Origin of the sequence: Sphaerisporangium rubeum, assembly GCF_014207705.1 — a bacterium.
Lineage (GTDB): Bacteria > Actinomycetota > Actinomycetes > Streptosporangiales > Streptosporangiaceae > Sphaerisporangium > Sphaerisporangium rubeum.
Genome location: NZ_JACHIU010000001.1, coordinates 6,487,540 through 6,502,310, shown reverse-complemented (window position 1 = coordinate 6,502,310; position 14,771 = coordinate 6,487,540). Strand labels below are relative to the sequence as shown.

Annotated in this window: 13 protein-coding genes; 3 read left to right on the top strand and 10 right to left on the bottom strand. The window is 68.6% G+C overall.

All coding sequences use genetic code 11. From position 1 onward, the window contains the following. Positions 1-27: 27 nt before the first annotated feature. Positions 28-1,410 carry a transaminase gene (locus BJ992_RS27400; protein ID WP_221475002.1) on the bottom strand — a complete coding sequence of 461 codons (1,383 nt, stop codon included), beginning with the start codon at positions 1,408-1,410 and terminating at the stop codon, positions 28-30. 136 nt (positions 1,411-1,546) lie between these two features. On the opposite strand from BJ992_RS27400, the gene BJ992_RS27395 reads away from it, so the two are divergent. Beyond that, a complete protein-coding gene (locus BJ992_RS27395) occupies positions 1,547-3,016 on the top strand; it encodes an AAA family ATPase (RefSeq protein WP_246496789.1) in 1,470 nt (489 codons plus the stop codon). Positions 3,017-3,022: 6 nt separating this feature from the next. Here BJ992_RS27395 and BJ992_RS27390 read toward each other — a convergent pair whose 3' ends face one another. Then, the gene (locus BJ992_RS27390) at positions 3,023-3,433 is read right to left on the bottom strand and encodes a DUF2000 family protein (protein ID WP_184985841.1); all 411 of its coding nucleotides are present in this window, start codon (positions 3,431-3,433) and stop codon (positions 3,023-3,025) included. A gap of 81 nt (positions 3,434-3,514) precedes the next feature. Here BJ992_RS27390 and BJ992_RS27385 point away from each other — a divergent pair, with 81 nt between their 5' ends. Then, entirely contained in the window at positions 3,515-4,333 is an 819-nt protein-coding gene (locus tag BJ992_RS27385; RefSeq protein ID WP_343072877.1) for an AraC family transcriptional regulator, read from the top strand. A 3-nt stretch (positions 4,334-4,336) separates the two neighbouring features. Here the strand turns inward: BJ992_RS27385 and BJ992_RS27380 are convergent, their stop codons facing one another. From BJ992_RS27380 to BJ992_RS27365, 4 genes are all read right to left on the bottom strand, one after another. Continuing rightward, on the bottom strand, positions 4,337-4,642 hold the full coding sequence (locus BJ992_RS27380) for a winged helix-turn-helix domain-containing protein (protein WP_184985839.1): 306 nt from the start codon (positions 4,640-4,642) through the stop codon (positions 4,337-4,339). Then, the gene (locus BJ992_RS27375) at positions 4,639-5,136 is read right to left on the bottom strand and encodes a hypothetical protein (protein WP_184985837.1); all 498 of its coding nucleotides are present in this window, start codon (positions 5,134-5,136) and stop codon (positions 4,639-4,641) included. The genes BJ992_RS27380 and BJ992_RS27375 overlap by 4 nt, the downstream gene beginning before the upstream one ends. A gap of 108 nt (positions 5,137-5,244) precedes the next feature. After that, positions 5,245-6,081, bottom strand: a complete 837-nt coding sequence (locus tag BJ992_RS27370) for a L,D-transpeptidase family protein (protein ID WP_184985835.1) — start codon at positions 6,079-6,081, stop codon at positions 5,245-5,247. 94 nt (positions 6,082-6,175) lie between these two features. Continuing rightward, positions 6,176-6,958 (bottom strand): Ig-like domain repeat protein, encoded by a 783-nt coding sequence (locus BJ992_RS27365; protein WP_184985833.1) that lies wholly within the window; start codon positions 6,956-6,958, stop codon positions 6,176-6,178. 613 nt (positions 6,959-7,571) lie between these two features. On the opposite strand from BJ992_RS27365, the gene BJ992_RS27360 reads away from it, so the two are divergent. Further along, positions 7,572-8,537, top strand: a complete 966-nt coding sequence (locus BJ992_RS27360; protein WP_184985831.1) for a zinc-binding dehydrogenase — start codon at positions 7,572-7,574, stop codon at positions 8,535-8,537. A gap of 433 nt (positions 8,538-8,970) precedes the next feature. Here BJ992_RS27360 and BJ992_RS27355 read toward each other — a convergent pair whose 3' ends face one another. From BJ992_RS27355 to BJ992_RS27340, 4 genes are all read right to left on the bottom strand, one after another. After that, on the bottom strand, positions 8,971-9,759 hold the full coding sequence (locus BJ992_RS27355; RefSeq protein WP_184985830.1) for a helix-turn-helix transcriptional regulator: 789 nt from the start codon (positions 9,757-9,759) through the stop codon (positions 8,971-8,973). Further along, positions 9,756-10,550, bottom strand: coding sequence for a DUF4097 family beta strand repeat-containing protein (locus BJ992_RS27350; protein WP_184985828.1), 795 nt, complete (start codon positions 10,548-10,550; stop codon positions 9,756-9,758). Before BJ992_RS27350 ends, BJ992_RS27355 begins: the two co-directional genes overlap by 4 nt. A 97-nt stretch (positions 10,551-10,647) precedes the next feature. Then, positions 10,648-10,821, bottom strand: coding sequence for a DUF6104 family protein (locus BJ992_RS27345; protein WP_184985826.1), 174 nt, complete (start codon positions 10,819-10,821; stop codon positions 10,648-10,650). A gap of 80 nt (positions 10,822-10,901) precedes the next feature. After that, positions 10,902-14,606 (bottom strand): multifunctional oxoglutarate decarboxylase/oxoglutarate dehydrogenase thiamine pyrophosphate-binding subunit/dihydrolipoyllysine-residue succinyltransferase subunit, encoded by a 3,705-nt coding sequence (locus tag BJ992_RS27340; RefSeq protein ID WP_184985824.1) that lies wholly within the window; start codon positions 14,604-14,606, stop codon positions 10,902-10,904. Positions 14,607-14,771 lie beyond the last annotated feature (165 nt).

Here is a 14,771-nt window from a genome sequence, read left to right as displayed (position 1 = left end):
TCAGCTCCGCGATGGCGGCGGTCAGCTTCATGCGACCAGTTCCGCGACGGCGGTGGCGAAGACCTCCTGGTGGCGGTCGACGTCGGCCTCGGTGGTGGCGGGGCACATCAGGGCCATGTTGTGGAACGGGGTGAGCAGCACGCCGCGGTTGGCCAGATAGACGTGCAGGTAGTCGTCGAGATCGGGGTCGGCGGCGGCGTTGGACTCGCCGCCGTCGCGGGGAGCGGGGCTGGTGAAGCGGTACTCGGCCCGCGCGCCGAGCTGCGTGACCGACCACGGCAGGCCGTGCTCGTCGATGACCTGCTGGACGCCTTCCGTGAACCGTCCGGCCAGCGTGATCATGCGGTCGAACGCGGCGGCCGTGAGGACGTGCTCCAGCGTGGCGCGCATCGCGGCCACCGACAGCGCGTTGCCGGCGAGCGTGCCGCCGACACCTCCCATGTCGATCAGGTCCAGCCCGCTCATGCCTTCGAGACGCGCCGCCACCTCGGCAGACAGGCCGTACCCGCCGCTCGGGATGCCGCCGCCGACGGCCTTCCCGATGGTCACGATGTCCGGCGTCAGCCCCCACGCCGCCGTACAGCCCCCCGGCCCCGCCGAGAACGTGTGCGTCTCGTCGTTGATCAGCAGGCTGCCGTACCGGCGGGTCAGCTCCCGCACCCCTGCCAGGTATCCCGGCTCCGGCAGCACGATGCCGATGTTGGTCAGCGCCGGTTCCATGAGAACGGCCGCCACGTCCCCGTACGCCAGTTCCCGCTCCAGCCCGTCGAGGTCGTTGAACTCGACCACCCGTGAGGTCACCGTCGGATCCACCGGAGCCCCGACGTTCCCGTCACGGGACACCTGCTCACCGTCCGGCCCCACCACCAGCAGCACCTCGTCCACACTGCCGTGGTAGCAGTAACTGTTCACCAGGATCTTGGGCCGTCCGGTGACGGCCCGCGCCAGCCGTATGGCCCACCGGTTCGCGTCCGTGGCCGTCAACGAGAAACTCCAGTACGGCACCCCGAACCGCCGTCCGAGCTCACCCCCCACCCAGGCCGCGTCCTCGGTCGGCATCATCACCGTGGCCCCACCCAGCACCCCGAACCGCTCCGCCACCGCGTCCACCGTCGCCTGCGGCGAATGCCCCGCCATGGCCCCCGTGTCCCCGAGGCACAGATCGACGTACTCGTGCCCGTCCACATCGCTGACCCGAGCCCCACGCGCACCCGCCAGGTACAACGGAAACCCGGCCGCCGTCTTGTTCATCCACGTCATCGGCACCCCACCGAACAGCCGGCCCTTCGCTTCGGCGTACGCAGCCGCCGACCGAGGGTTCCGCTCCCGGAACGCCTGCCGTTCCCGGTCGAGCAGGCGCTTGAGTGTGTTGGGGTCCACCATGCTGATGCCTCGGATTCTGCTGATCATTACCGGTTGAACGACTGTTTCTTAAGGAAACGTAGCGGACAGGCCGTGGAATCTAAAGAAGTCTCATTGGTATCTGTAGCTATGATAGGTATGGCTATTATAGCTGTAGCTATAACTTGTATGAAGGAGGCCGCTGTTGCCGCGGAAGCCGGAGCAACTGTTCGGCAGGGACGCCGAGTGGGACAGCCTTATGGACTTCGCCGACTCAGCCTCGGCGGGAGCCACTCTCGGGCTCGTGTACGGTCGGCGTCGGCAAGGGAAGACCCTGATGCTCGAACTGCTGGCCCAGCAGACCGGTGGGTTCCTGTTCGGAGCCACGCAGCAGACCGAAGCACAGAATCTCGCCGACCTCGGAGCGGCGTACGCGGCGCATCTCGGCAGGCGTCAACCCATCGTCTTCCGTTCCTGGCGTGACGCGATCGACGAGGTGCTCCGCGTCGGCGAGAACGGAAACACCCCGCTCATCATCGACGAGTTCCCCTACCTCGTCGCGGCCACGCCTGCGCTGCCGTCCTACCTGCAGCAGGCACTCAGCCCACTGGGATTCGCCAAACAACACACCAGGACGCGGCTGATCCTCTGCGGTAGCGCTCTCACCACCATGTCGCAGCTGCTGGCAGGTGGTGCGCCGTTGCGCGGCCGGGCCACCATGGAACTGGTCGTACGTCCCTTCAGGTTTCGTGAGGCGGCGACCTTCTGGAGTGTGGCCCACGATCCGGAGCTCGCCTTTCGGCTGCACGCGTTGCTAGGCGGCACCCCCGCCTACCTGGAGATGAGCGGTGGCACGGCGCCGGACGGTCTCGGCGAGTTCGACCGGTGGGTGCAGCGGCGCGTGCTGAACCCGGCCTCGGCGATGTTCCGTGAAGGCGCGCTCCTGCTCCGGGAAGAGCCCTCGATCAGTGACCCCACTTCCTACTCCGCTACATTGAGCGCGATCAGTGCCGGCAACCGCCGCCGCTCGGAGATCGCGGCGACCCTCGGCCGTCCGAGCAGCGCTCTGGCCCACTTGCTCTCCGGGCTCCAGGACATCGGCCTCATCGAGCAGGTCGACGACGCGCTCCGCGGCAAACGCAGTGTGTTCCGTATCGCCGAGCCGGTCGTGCGCCTGCATCAACTCCTCATCCAGCGCCATGAGGCCGAACTGGTCGCCGGCCGCGCCGATCGCGTGTGGCTCGCCAACGCCGATACGGTCGCATCGCAGATCTACGGCCCGCATTTCGAGGACCTGGCCCGCCAGTGGTGCTTCGAGCACGCGTCCCCTGAGAGCCTCGGCGGCACCGCCACCGCTGTACGTCCGACCGAGCTCCCGTGTCCGGCGCACCGTCAAGGTCATGAGCTGGACGTCGTCGTCATGGAGACCACGTCTTTCGCCGCCGACCGCGTGACCGCCATCGGCGAGGCCAAGAGCACCGAGGCGCCGGTGGACACGCCGCAACTGGAGCGACTGGAACACCTGCGCACCCTCATTCCCGCAGCCAAGGTCGCTGCCCTTCCCAAATTGCTGCTGTTCTCCCGATCCGGCTTCTCGGCCGGTCTTGCTCGTCTCGCCGCCGAGCGTGCGGACGTCGAGCTCGTCGATCTGGCGCGGCTGTACGAAGGCGACTGAGCACGATCAGGGGTGGAGCGAGAGGTCCTTCAGGATTTTGTCCAGAGGGTTGCGGGGGCCGTGGACGGCAAGGCCTACCAGGGGGAGTTCGTCGGCTTGGAAGGCCTGGACGGTTTCGCGGTTGGCGGTGTCGTGGGTGGTCTTGAACATGTCTTCTATGTAGACGGCCGTCGGGAAGGCTCGGGTGAGGGCTCGTCGGTGGAGGTGGTTCAGGGCCTGGGTGTCGGGGGCCGTGTAGATGAGGACGGGCTGGCGGAGCATGGGGAGGTAGGTGTTGCCGGTGGCGTCGGTGTAGGGGGTGCCGATCAGGTCGTCGAGGGTGGCTACGGCGCTTGACAGGAAGGCGGTGACGTTGAGTTTCTGCCAGGTGGCCAGGTCTTCTCGGACGACTATGGCGATCTTGGTGTCGAAGCGCATGGGTCGAGGGTGGCGCGTGCGGAGGCACGGGGTCTTGTACGAAGGTGCGGGGGGTCGGCGCGGGTGAGGGAGAATTCGGGGGTGGGTGGGGACTGGGCTCGGTACTGGCGTGCGGGGGATCGTGCGGTCGAGGCGATGCATGCGCATTTCGAGCGGCATGTGTATCACCGGCACAGTCATGAGACGTACTCGTTCGGGTTCACCGAGAAGGGGGTGCAGACGTTCACGTGCCGGGGGGCTCGGCATCGGAGCGCGGCGGGGATGGTGATGGTGTTCAACCCGGACGATCCGCATGACGGACATGCGGATGACGATGGGGGGTTCACGTACCGGATGGTGCATGTGGGGCCGGAGCTGGTGGCGGAGGTGCTCGACGAGGTGGGTGGTGGTGGCGGGTTGCCGTTGTTCAGTGAACCTGTGGTGCGGGACGCTGAGTTGGCCCGGGGGTTGCGGGGGTTGCATGAGGCGCTGGTGGGGGACGTGTCGGTGCTGCGGCGCGATGAGTTGTTCGACCAGGTCGTTGCGCAGGTGGTACGGCGGGGTGGCGGGGGTCGTGGCGGGGAGGACGAGGCGGCGCCGGAGGCCGGCGCGGCGCGGGTGGTCAGGGAGGCGCTGCATTACGGCGATGACCCGGGGATCACGGCGGGGGAACTGGCCGCGGTGGCGGGACGGAGCCGGTTCGCGGTGTACCGGTCGTTCCGCGCGGTGTACGGGATGGCGCCTAGCGACTACCAGCGGCAGTTGCGGTTGCGTACGGCGCGGCGGCTGCTCGACGAGGGGCGGCCGCTGGCGGAGGTCGCGGTCATGGCGGGGTTCACCGACCAGAGCCATCTGACGCGGTGGTTCACGCGGTGCTTCGGGGTGACGCCGGGGGTGTACCGGCGAGCGGTCACGTCCTGATCGCTATTCGGGGATGAGGGTCATGCCTGAGCGCGCGACTATGTCGTGCAGGGCCTCCACGTGGGCTTTGTACGCCTGACGGCCGGTGGGGGAGAGTTTGAGCCAGGTGCGGGGACGTTTCCCCACATGACCCTTGCGGATCTGGACGTAGCCGGCCGTCTCCAGAGCGGTGGCGTGTTTGGACATGACCGAGTCGCTGACGCCGGTCTCGTCGCGGAGGAAGGAGAACTCCGCCTCTTCGACGGCGGCGAGCAGGGACATGATCTGGAGTCTGGCGGGTGCGTGGATCACCGGATCCAGGTCGCTCATCGGGCCGACTCGATCGCGGCGGCCATGCGGCCGGTGATGTGGCGGGCCACGACGGAGCCGGTCGCCGCCATGTAGACGGTCATGACCAGTGCGGCGTACGTGCGCGCGTAGGGGATCCCGGCGGCGTCCAGAGGGAGTGCCAGGGCCAGGCACAGGAGGATGGCCGTGACCAGCCACGCGGCGAAGACGCCGAGGATCTTGGAGGTGACGAGGGTGCGGTGGGGACGGCGGCGGGTGCGGTACGCCAGGGTGAGCACCAAGGCGAGCAGTGCGACGGACAGGACCGCGATGCCGGTGGTCATCGTGTTCATGGGGGTGCCGGGTTCGGTGAGGAACTGGACTCCGGTGACGTAGAGGGCCACGCCTGTGGTGTACCAGGCGGGGAACCAGGGACGGGATCTGATCACCCGGGCCTGGGACGTGCGGATCTCCCGCAGGGTGCGTGCGGCGTCCTCGGGGGTGATGTAGGGGGCGTCTTCGGGGGTGGCGGTCATGGCGGGCTCCTTACTTTCCAACTAGGAAAGTACTTTCCACTTTCCATTGCGTCAAGTACTTTTCGGCAAGGAAGTCGGAGCGCCGGCGGTCGTCCGTCCGGGACGGGGTCAGGCGGAGACGAGGACCGGAGTGCCGAGAGGGAGATGGGACAGCGTGGTGAGGGCTTGACGGGGAAGGCGGACGCAGCCGTGGGACAGGGCTTTCCCGAACACGCTGGAGTCGGGCCAGCCGTGGAGGCCGATGGTTCCCGGGCCGCCGTCGTAGGTCTGCAGAACCTCCGAGTGCGCGCCTAGAGGGAGGATCAGAGGGCTGTAGGTGATCTCGGGTGGGGTCAGGGAGGCGAGGAGGAAGGTGCGGCCGGTGGGGGTCGGCGTGTCCGGTGCGCCTACGGCCACCGGCCACGAGCCGGTGGGTGCGCTGTGCTTGAGGAGGGTCAGGCGGCGGTCGCTGAGGTCGACGCGGACCTCGTACGGGTTGGCGGTCTGTTCTGTGCTGTTGTCGGCGGTGTGGAGCCAGCCGGTGGCGCCGTTGGGACGGGTGGGGAGCAGGACGCGGGTCCAGCCGGGGCGGGTCTCTATGACGGGGAGCCAGGTGGGGTTGTCGAGCTGGGTGGTGGGGAGTACGGCCAGAGGTGGGCCACCGGGGGTGGTGTAGAGGATTTTGGTGTGTTTGGGGTGGAGGATCTGGCCGGTGGCGGAGGCGTGAGGGGCCGGGTCCTTCTCCGCGTGCCGGAGTTTCGCGTACGTGGTGGCTCGGGGGAGTGCCGCGAGTTGTTTCTTCGTCACGTGGACGGGGGCGACCGGGGGCTCGAGTGGCGGCTTGGCCGTGGGGGTGGCCTTCTGTCCGGCGGTCAGGTACGCGATCAGGGTCACGACCGCCAAGGCGGCGAGCGCCACTGCGGCGAGCACAAGTGCGGTGCGGCGGGACGGACGGCTGACGTACACAGGGACCCCCGGGTGCCTGTCGGTGGTCGGTGGTGGTGGGGGGGTGGGGGGATGAGGGCCCGCGTCGCGCTTATGGCGGGCCCTCTCGTGGTGGTCAACCCGTTACGGCGAAGTGCTTGACGGGTGGCCTGGGCGGCATGGGCCTGGGACGGACGTGCTCCTTCTTGTAGTGGGGCCGCTCGTGGCGGTGCACCGGGATCCAGCGCTTCTTGCTGGAGTCCCAGTACTCACGGCCGCCGCCGCCCTGGTCGTAGTGGCCGAAGATGTGGCGGCGGATGCCCTTGTCGATGAGGACGACCTGGTCGTCCTTGCGGTGCCAGTGGTCCTCGCAGTACTGGCGGAGTTTCCGCCACCTCGGGTCCTCCCAGCCGCCCTCGCCGCGGTGGTGGCGGAACCTGCGGCAGACGCGGCCGAACTCGTCGTCGTCGTCATCGTCGTGAACGACGGCCGGCGTTTCGGGCTCCACCACCGGCTCCGGCTGAGGCGTTTGAGTGTGAGTAGGAGTGGGAGCGGGAGTGGGTGGGCTCGCGAGGCGCTGCTGGATCAGGGAGGCCGAGGTGCTCGGGTCGAACGAGACGTTGCCCTGGTAGGCGGCGGTGATGCTGTGGTTGCCCGCGATCAGGGCTGATGTGGTGAACGAGGCCTGGCCCGTGCCTTCGAGCGGTGCGGTGCCGATGTCCACGCCGTTGTCGCGGAACACGACGTTCCCTGTCGGGATGATCACGGTGCCGGTTCCTGCCACCGTGGCGGTGAAGGTGACGGCCTCGCCGACCTTGGACGGGTTGCGCGACGACACGAGCGTGATGGTTGTGGCGATGGCCCGCCGGACGATCATGGAGAAGCCGTTCTGCACGGGCGCGGCCGGAAGCAGGGTCACTGCTTTCGTCCCCAGGTCTTGCGGCGCCAGAACGGCGCCGGCGGTGCCCGGTGTCGCGGCGAGTACGCCCAGCGCGAGGGCGCCCGTGAGAGAGGCTGTCAGCCACGAACGACCGACGTTACGGTGTGTAGACCGAGGATGACCGACGTCTATCATAAAGCGGTCCTTTTCTTTTTGCAGTTCAAAGTAAAGGAGCACCTTGATACATGGCGCGCCTGCATGTCCGACCCTACTCATGCTCGACGTGCAGTCCGTTGTCCGACATGCGGGAGATTCGCGCCAGCAGGCAAAAAATATGACGCGGCGCGTCGCTGATATATGCGTATAAAACGGAAATGAATACTTGGCCGGAGTGGCGGATTGGCCGGTCAGAGCGGGGAAACCGTCGCGCACGACCTCCTGGCCGAGTGAGTCGGTAATTTCTCCGGAACTCGGGTTCCGGTCCGCGCGTGTCGGCCCGGTCATGTGCGTGCATTCGACGGCGTTCGCCCTTTGTTCCGGTACTCGCCGCAGGTGCCGCGGAATACGCCGAGTGTAATTTCACGGGTGGCGGTGAATCGCGGTGAAGGAGGCCGGAGGGAGGGACGGAAGAGCGCGGGGATAGGGTTCGGGCATGTTCGCCGTTACATGCACGCGCACCGACCAGGACGATCCGCTCGCCGGGCTCACGCTGGGTGAGCACCCCGACCCCGAGCCCCCCGCCGGCTGGACCACCGTCACCGTCAAGGCGGCGGCCCTCAACCACCACGACCTCTGGACCCTCCAAGGTGTCGGCATCCGGCAGGACCGTCTCCCCATCGTGCTCGGCTGCGACGCGGCCGGTGTGGACGAGGACGGCAACGACGTCATCGTCCACTCGGTGATCGGCGCGCCGGTGCACGGGGACGAGACCCTGGACCCTCGGCGGTCCCTGCTGTCGGAGGTCCACGACGGCACGTTCGCCGAGCGGGTCACCGTGCCGCGCGCCAACCTCGTGCCGAAACCGGCGGAGCTGTCCTTCGAGGACGCCGCGTGCCTGCCGACGGCGTGGCTGACGGCGTACCGCATGCTGTTCGAGAAGGCCGGCCTCGAGCCCGGGTCCACGGTGCTGGTGCAGGGTGCCGGGGGTGGCGTCGCGACCGCGCTGATCAGGCTCGGACGAGCGGCCGGGTATCGGGTGTGGGCCACCAGCCGGTCGGAGGAGAAACGGGAACGCGCTCTGACGCTCGGCGCCGATCAGGTCTTCGCATCGGGAGCACGGCTGCCTGAGCGGGTGGACGCCGTGATGGAGACCGTGGGTCAGGCGACGTGGGACCACTCACTGAAGTCCCTACGGCCCGGTGGCCGCGTCGTGGTGAGCGGCGCCACCAGCGGCGCCGTGCCACCTGCCGACCTGAACCGGGTCTTCTTCCTCCAGCTGTCGGTGATCGGCTCCACCATGGGGACGCGCGACCAGCTCGGCAGACTCGCCACGTTCCTCGGCCAGACGGGGGTACGGCCCGTCGTGGACCGGGTGCTGCCACTGGCCGAGGCCCCAGAGGGGTTCGCGGCCCTGCGCGACGGCGACTTCTTCGGCAAGATCGTCTTCACCGTGGATTAGCCGGCGTCACCACGCCACGCGGGACGCCGTACGGCGGCGCCGGATTCGCCGTACATCGTCCCGCCGCGTCGGCGCCGGAGAGGTGCCATGTGTCGGACGGTGGAGAATGCCGTCGTGGTGGGGGTCGTCGGCACTGTCCCGTTGGGTTGGTGTCGGTGGGGTGCCATGTGTCGGACGGTGGAGGATGCCGTCGTGGTGGGGGTCGTCGGCACTGTCCCGTTGGGTTGGTGTCGGTGGGGTGCCATGTGTCGGACGGTGGAGGATGCCGTCGTGGTGGGGGTCGTCGGCATTGTCCCGTTGGGTTGGTGTCGGTGGGGTGCCATGTGTCGGACGGTGGAGGATGTCGTCGTGGTGGGGGTCGTCGGCATTGTCCCGGTGGGTTGGTGCCGGGTGGTGGAGAGTGTCGGTGGGGTGTGTTGGTTGCGGGGTGGGGTCAGGGGTTCAGAGAGGAGCGGATCTTGGTGCTGGCTTCGTAGAGGGTGTCCTGGGTGGTGGCGAGGGTTTCCTCGGTCACGGTGCCTTCGGCGGCGGCTTCGCGGATCTCGTTGACGAAGTCGGCGAGCATGCGGCCGAGTTCGGCGTCGTGGCCGGTGGCGTCGTGGCCGGGGTGGCCGGGGTGGATGGTCGGCCAGAAGGTGCTCAGCCAGTCGTCGCGCCAGCGGTAGGTCTCCTCTTTCCAGGCCTGCTTCTGGCGTTGGAACTCCTGCTTCTGCTGCTGCCAGGCCTGCTTCTGCTCACGCCAGACGCGGCGGTACTCGTCGCGTGCGTTGCGGATCTCCTCCTGCGCGGCGCGGAGGTTCTCCTTGGTCTCCTGACCGCTTTGCTGGTTGCCTTGGCGGACGTCGCGGGCCATCTGGGTGAGTTCGTCCCGCAGGGAACGCACGGTGTCGCGCACGTCCTCCTTGACCTCGCGTGCGATGTCCTGGACCGACCGGGTGATCTCCTGCTCGAGGTCGGCCAGCTCGTCGAGCCGGCTCTCCAGTTCGGCGCGACCGTTGTCGGTGATGGTGAAGACCTTCTTGCCGTCGACCACCTCGTGGGTCACCAGGCCTTCCTCCTCCAGCCTGGCGAGACGGGGGTAGATCGTGCCGGGGGACGGCGAGTACACCCCGAGGAAGCGGTCCTGGAGGAGGCGGATCACCTCGTAGCCGTGTCTCGGGCTCTCTTCGAGGAGCTTGAGCAGGTACAAACGGAGCCGCCCATGGGCGAAAACGGGGCTCACTGGTCTCTCCTCAGAAGGGTCACGTCGGCCGAGATCGTGGTGGCCGACAGGGAGGCCATCCCGCCGCCGAGCCGGCCGGACAGCGAACGTGTGCCGGGACGGCTGGCGCCGTTCAGGCCGTCGAACGCGGTGTCCAGCCGGCCGGAGGTGGACCGCAGGGCGACGTCGGCGTCGGTGTCCTTGGGGAGGCGCACCACGATGGGCCCTGACACGCTGTGCAGGGTGACGTGCCCCGTCGGCGGGAGTGCCAGGTCCGCGGTGACGCGGCCGGACACGGTGTTGACGCGCAGCCGCCGGGGGGTGCCGCCGGCGACGGTCAGCTCCCCGGCGACGCTCGTGAAACGGAAGTCGCCGGTCAGGCCGCGGCTCTCGACCGGCCCTGACACGGTCTCGGCCTCGGTCTCGCCGCTGAGCCCGTCCAGCACGATCTCACCGGACACGCTCTTGACGTTGGTGCGTTTCTCGAAGCCCGCCACGACCGCGGACGCGGAGATGACGCCTGCCTGCACGGCGCAGTCCTTCGGCACGGTCAGGGTCAGCGTGGTGGACCGCCGGCCCTGCCGGAGCCAGCCGAGGACGCCGTCCCAGGTCAGGTCCTTGTACGCGACGGTGAGCCGCCCGTCCTCGTCGTGCTCGACGACCAGCGGCGCCGTGTCGATCTCGGTCACCTCCAGGGTGGGTGGCCCGTCGCTGGCGAGCACGGCCAGGCGACCGGCCACGATGCGCACGCTGAGCGCGGTCACCGGCTCGAACGTGTGCCGGCCGGGCTGGTCGATGATCCACTGGGCCATGACATTCGCCTTCCGAGGGGGACACGATGCGTCTTCCACAAACACGATATGTCGCGTCCGTGAAAAGTCAAGATGTATCGCGTCTGCCCGGCGTGGTTCAGTCCTCGTCGTCCAGCCGCGCGAGCCAGGTCGCCAGCCGCTCCACCGGCACCTCGAACTCCGGGTTGAGGTCGACGAACTCACGCATGCGCTCGGCCAGCCACACCATGCCGACCTCCTCCTCGCCGCGGCGCTCGACCAGCTCCTCGATCCCCCGGTCGGTGAAGTACATGGCGTCTCCTAACGATGATCCAGATACACGCGAAGTCCCCCACGAGAACCACCAGTGGGGGACTTCGATGCGTGTGAACGTCAGCCGAGGCTCTCGGTGGTGATGCGCTCCAGCTCGGCGTCGTGCGCGGCGTGCGAGCCGACCGCCGGCGAGGAGTTGGCCGGCCGGGACACCCGGCGCAGCCCGCGACCGCCGAGCACACCCGGCTCCTCGGCCAGCTTCAGCGTGAGGTACGGCCACGGGCCCATGTTGATCGGCTCGTCCTGGGCCCACACCAGCTCGGCGTCCAAGCTGTAACGGGACAGCTCGGCACGCAGCTCCTCGGCGGGGAAGGGGTAGATGCGCTCAAGCCGCACGATCGCGACGTCCGAGCGCTCCTGCTTGTCCCGCGCCGCGACCAGGTCGTAGTACACCCGGCCCGAGCACAGCACCACGCGCCGCACCTCGGACGGGGTGACCGTGGCGTCGCCGATCACCGGCCGGAAGGCCCCGGAGGTGAACTCCACGGCAGGCGAGGACGCCGCCTTGAGCCGCAGCAGCGACTTCGGCGTGAAGACCACCAGCGGACGGCGCCGGTTGCTCAGCACCTGCCAGCGCAGCAGGTGGAAGTAGTTGGCCGGCGTGCTCGGCTGCGCCACCGTCATGTTGTCCTGCGCGCACAGCTGCAGGAACCGCTCGATCCGCGCGGAGGAGTGGTCGGGACCCTGGCCCTCGTAGCCGTGCGGCAGCAGCAGGACCACCGAGGAACGCTGGCCCCACTTCTGCTCACCCGACGAGATGAACTCGTCGATGATCGACTGCGCGCCGTTGGCGAAGTCGCCGAACTGCGCCTCCCACGCCACCAGCGCGTCCGGCCGCACCACGCTGTAGCCGTACTCGAAGCCCATCGCCGCGAACTCCGACAGCAGGGAGTCGTAGACGTAGAACTTCGTGGTGCCCTGGTTGAACGCCTTCAGCGGCGTGTGGTCCTCACCGGTGACCCGGTCGACCAGCACCGCGTGCCGCTGGCCGAACGTGCCACGACGGGAGTCCTGGCCGACCAGGCGCACCGGGTGGCCGTCGAGCAGCAGCGAGCCGAACGCCAGGGTCTCACCCATGGCCCAGTCGATGGCGTCCTCCGACACCATGCGGCCGCGGCGCTGCAGCACCGGCGCCAGGCGCGGGTGCGCGGTGAAGCCCTCGGGGAGGTTGAGCTGGGTCTCCACGACCCGCTTGATCGTCTCCTCGCTGACCGCCGACGGGGTCTCGTCGTGGGACCACGGCACCACCTCGTCGGGGGCCGGCTTGACGACCGCACCCGGCTCCAGCGGCTTGTGACCGGCCTCGCGGGTCTCGGTGAAGGCGCGTTCGAGCTGGCTCTGGTAGTCGCGCAGCGCCTGCTCGGCCTCCTCGACCGTGATGTCGCCGCGGCCGATCAGCGCCTCGGTGTACAGCTTGCGGATCGAGCGCTTGGCGTCGATCAGGTCGTACATCAGGGGCTGGGTGAAGCTCGGGTTGTCGCTCTCGTTGTGGCCGCGGCGGCGGTAGCAGACCAGGTCGATCACGACGTCCTTGCGGAACGCCTGGCGGTACTCGTAGGCCAGCCGGCCCACCCGCACCACGGCCTCGGGGTCGTCGCCGTTGACGTGGAAGATCGGCGCCTGGATCATGCGCGCCACGTCGGTGGCGTACACGCTGGACCGCGACGACGCCGGCGAGGTGGTGAAGCCCACCTGGTTGTTGACCACGACGTGCACGGTGCCGCCGGTGCGGTACCCGCGAAGCTGCGACAGGTGGAGCGTCTCGGCCACCACACCCTGGCCGGCGAACGCGGCGTCGCCGTGCACCAGCACGGGAAGGACGGTGAAGCCCTCCTCGCCGCGCTCCAGCAGGTCCTGCTTGGCGCGGACCACACCTTCGAGCACCGGGTCGACGGCCTCCAGGTGGGACGGGTTCGCCACCACGGACGTCGCGATCTTCTGGCCGCTCGGCGCGGTGAAGTCGCCGCCGGCGCCGAGGTGGTACTTCACGTCGCCTGAGCCGTGCGCGCTGCGCGGGTCGAGGTTGCCTTCGAACTCGCCGAACACCTGCGCGTACGACTTGCCGACGATGTTGGCGAGCACGTTGAGCCGGCCGCGGTGCGCCATGCCGATGACGGCCTCGTCGAGGCCCTCCTCGGCCGCCGCGCTGATCACCGAGTCGAGCAGCGGGATCAGCGACTCGCCGCCTTCGAGCGAGAAGCGCTTCTGGCCGACGTACTTGGTCTGCAGGAACGTCTCGAACGCCTCGGCGGTGTTGAGCCGGTGCAGGATGTGGAGCTGCTCCTCACGGGTCGGCCGGGTGTGGCCCTTCTCGACCCGCGCCTGGATCCAGGACCGCTCCTCGGGGTTCTGGATGTGCATGTACTCGATGCCGACCGTGCGGCAGTAGGAGTCGCGCAGCACGCCGAGGATGTCGCGCAGCTTCATCAGCGGACGGCCGCCGAACCCGCCGGTCGCGAACTCGCGCTCGAGGTCCCACAAGGTGAGGCCGTGGGACTTGATGTCCAGGTCGGGGTGCTTGCGCTGGTTGTACTCCAGCGGGTCGGTGTCGGCCATCAGGTGGCCGCGCACGCGGTAGGCGTGGATCAGCTCGATGACGCGGGCCGACTTGGCGACGTCGTCGTCGTGGGAGGCCGAGATGTCCTGCACCCAGCGCACCGGCTCGTACGGGATGCGCAGGGCCTGGAACACCTCGTCGTAGAAGCCGTCCTCACCGAGCAGCAGCCGGTGGATGCGGCGCAGGAACTCACCCGACTGCGCACCCTGGATGATGCGGTGGTCGTAGGTGCTGGTCAGGGTCATGACCTTGCTGACCGCGAGGCGGTTGAGCGTCTCGGGGGAGGCGCCTTGGTACTCGGCGGGGTACTCCATGGCGCCGACGCCGATGATCGTGCCCTGGCCCGGCATCAGGCGCGGCACCGAGTGGACGGTGCCGATGGTGCCGGGGTTGGTGAGGCTGATCGTGGTGCCGGTGAAATCGTCCACGCCGAGCTTGCCGGCGCGGGCCTTGCGCACGACCTCTTCGTACGCCGTCCAGAACTGGCGGAAGTCCATGGACTCGGCGGCCTTGATGGACGGCACGAGGAGCTGACGGCTGCCGTCGCTCTTCTGCACGTCGATGGCGAGGCCGAGGCCGACGTGCTCGGGCTTGACCAGGGTCGGCTTGCCGTCGACCTCGGCGTAGGAGTGGTTCATGTCCGGCATCACGGCGAGCGCCTTGACGATGGCGTAGCCGATCAGGTGGGTGAACGACACCTTGCCGCCGCGACCGCGGGACAGATGGTTGTTGATGACGATGCGGTTGTCGATCAGCAGCTTGGCCGGGATCACGCGCACGCTGGTGGCGGTGGGGACGGCCAGGCTGAGGTCCATGTTGGCCGCGGTGCGCGCGGCGGCGCCGCGCAGGCGGACCTCTTCCGCACCGGACGGCTTGGCGGACTTGGCCGGCTCGGCGGCCTTGGCGGCGGGCTTCTCGGCGGGCTTGGCCGCGGCCTTCTGCACGGGCTTGGCGGGCTTCACGGGCTCGCGCGGGGTGGGCTCGGGCTCGGCGGCGGCCGGCTCGGTCACCGGTGCGGCGGCGCCGTTGGCCTCCGGCAGTGCTGTGCGGCTCGTGCCTGACTCGGGGTTGTAGTCGGCGAAGAAGTTCCACCAGGCGCGGTCGACGGATTCGGGGTCCTGGAGATACTTCTGGTACAGCTCATCGACAAGCCACTCGTTCTGTCCAAAGGTGGCCAGCGGGTTTGTCCCCGACGACTCAGACGACACGGCCGAAATCGCCCTCTTCCGCAGATCGGCGTTTCAAGAAATAGAACCTGTCCAAGGCTACTCGCCGTACGAAGTGGCGTGTGCGCTCTCGGAGCGGGTCACGGCCTGATCCTCCCAGGACAGTTCAAACTGGTCACGTGGGGGTGGCCCGTCCGGAGGGTGAGG

What these genes read in the sequence shown, in the direction of transcription:
- BJ992_RS27400 (WP_221475002.1), bottom strand. Translation starts at nt 1,410, where the DNA reads ATGATCAGCAGAATCCGAGGCATCAGCATGGTGGACCCCAACACACTC.
- BJ992_RS27390 (WP_184985841.1), bottom strand. Translation starts at nt 3,433, where the DNA reads ATGCGCTTCGACACCAAGATCGCCATAGTCGTCCGAGAAGACCTGGCC.
- BJ992_RS27380 (WP_184985839.1), bottom strand. Translation starts at nt 4,642, where the DNA reads ATGAGCGACCTGGATCCGGTGATCCACGCACCCGCCAGACTCCAGATC.
- BJ992_RS27375 (WP_184985837.1), bottom strand. Translation starts at nt 5,136, where the DNA reads ATGACCGCCACCCCCGAAGACGCCCCCTACATCACCCCCGAGGACGCC.
- BJ992_RS27360 (WP_184985831.1), top strand. Translation starts at nt 7,572, where the DNA reads ATGTTCGCCGTTACATGCACGCGCACCGACCAGGACGATCCGCTCGCC.
- BJ992_RS27350 (WP_184985828.1), bottom strand. Translation starts at nt 10,550, where the DNA reads ATGGCCCAGTGGATCATCGACCAGCCCGGCCGGCACACGTTCGAGCCG.
- BJ992_RS27345 (WP_184985826.1), bottom strand. Translation starts at nt 10,821, where the DNA reads ATGTACTTCACCGACCGGGGGATCGAGGAGCTGGTCGAGCGCCGCGGC.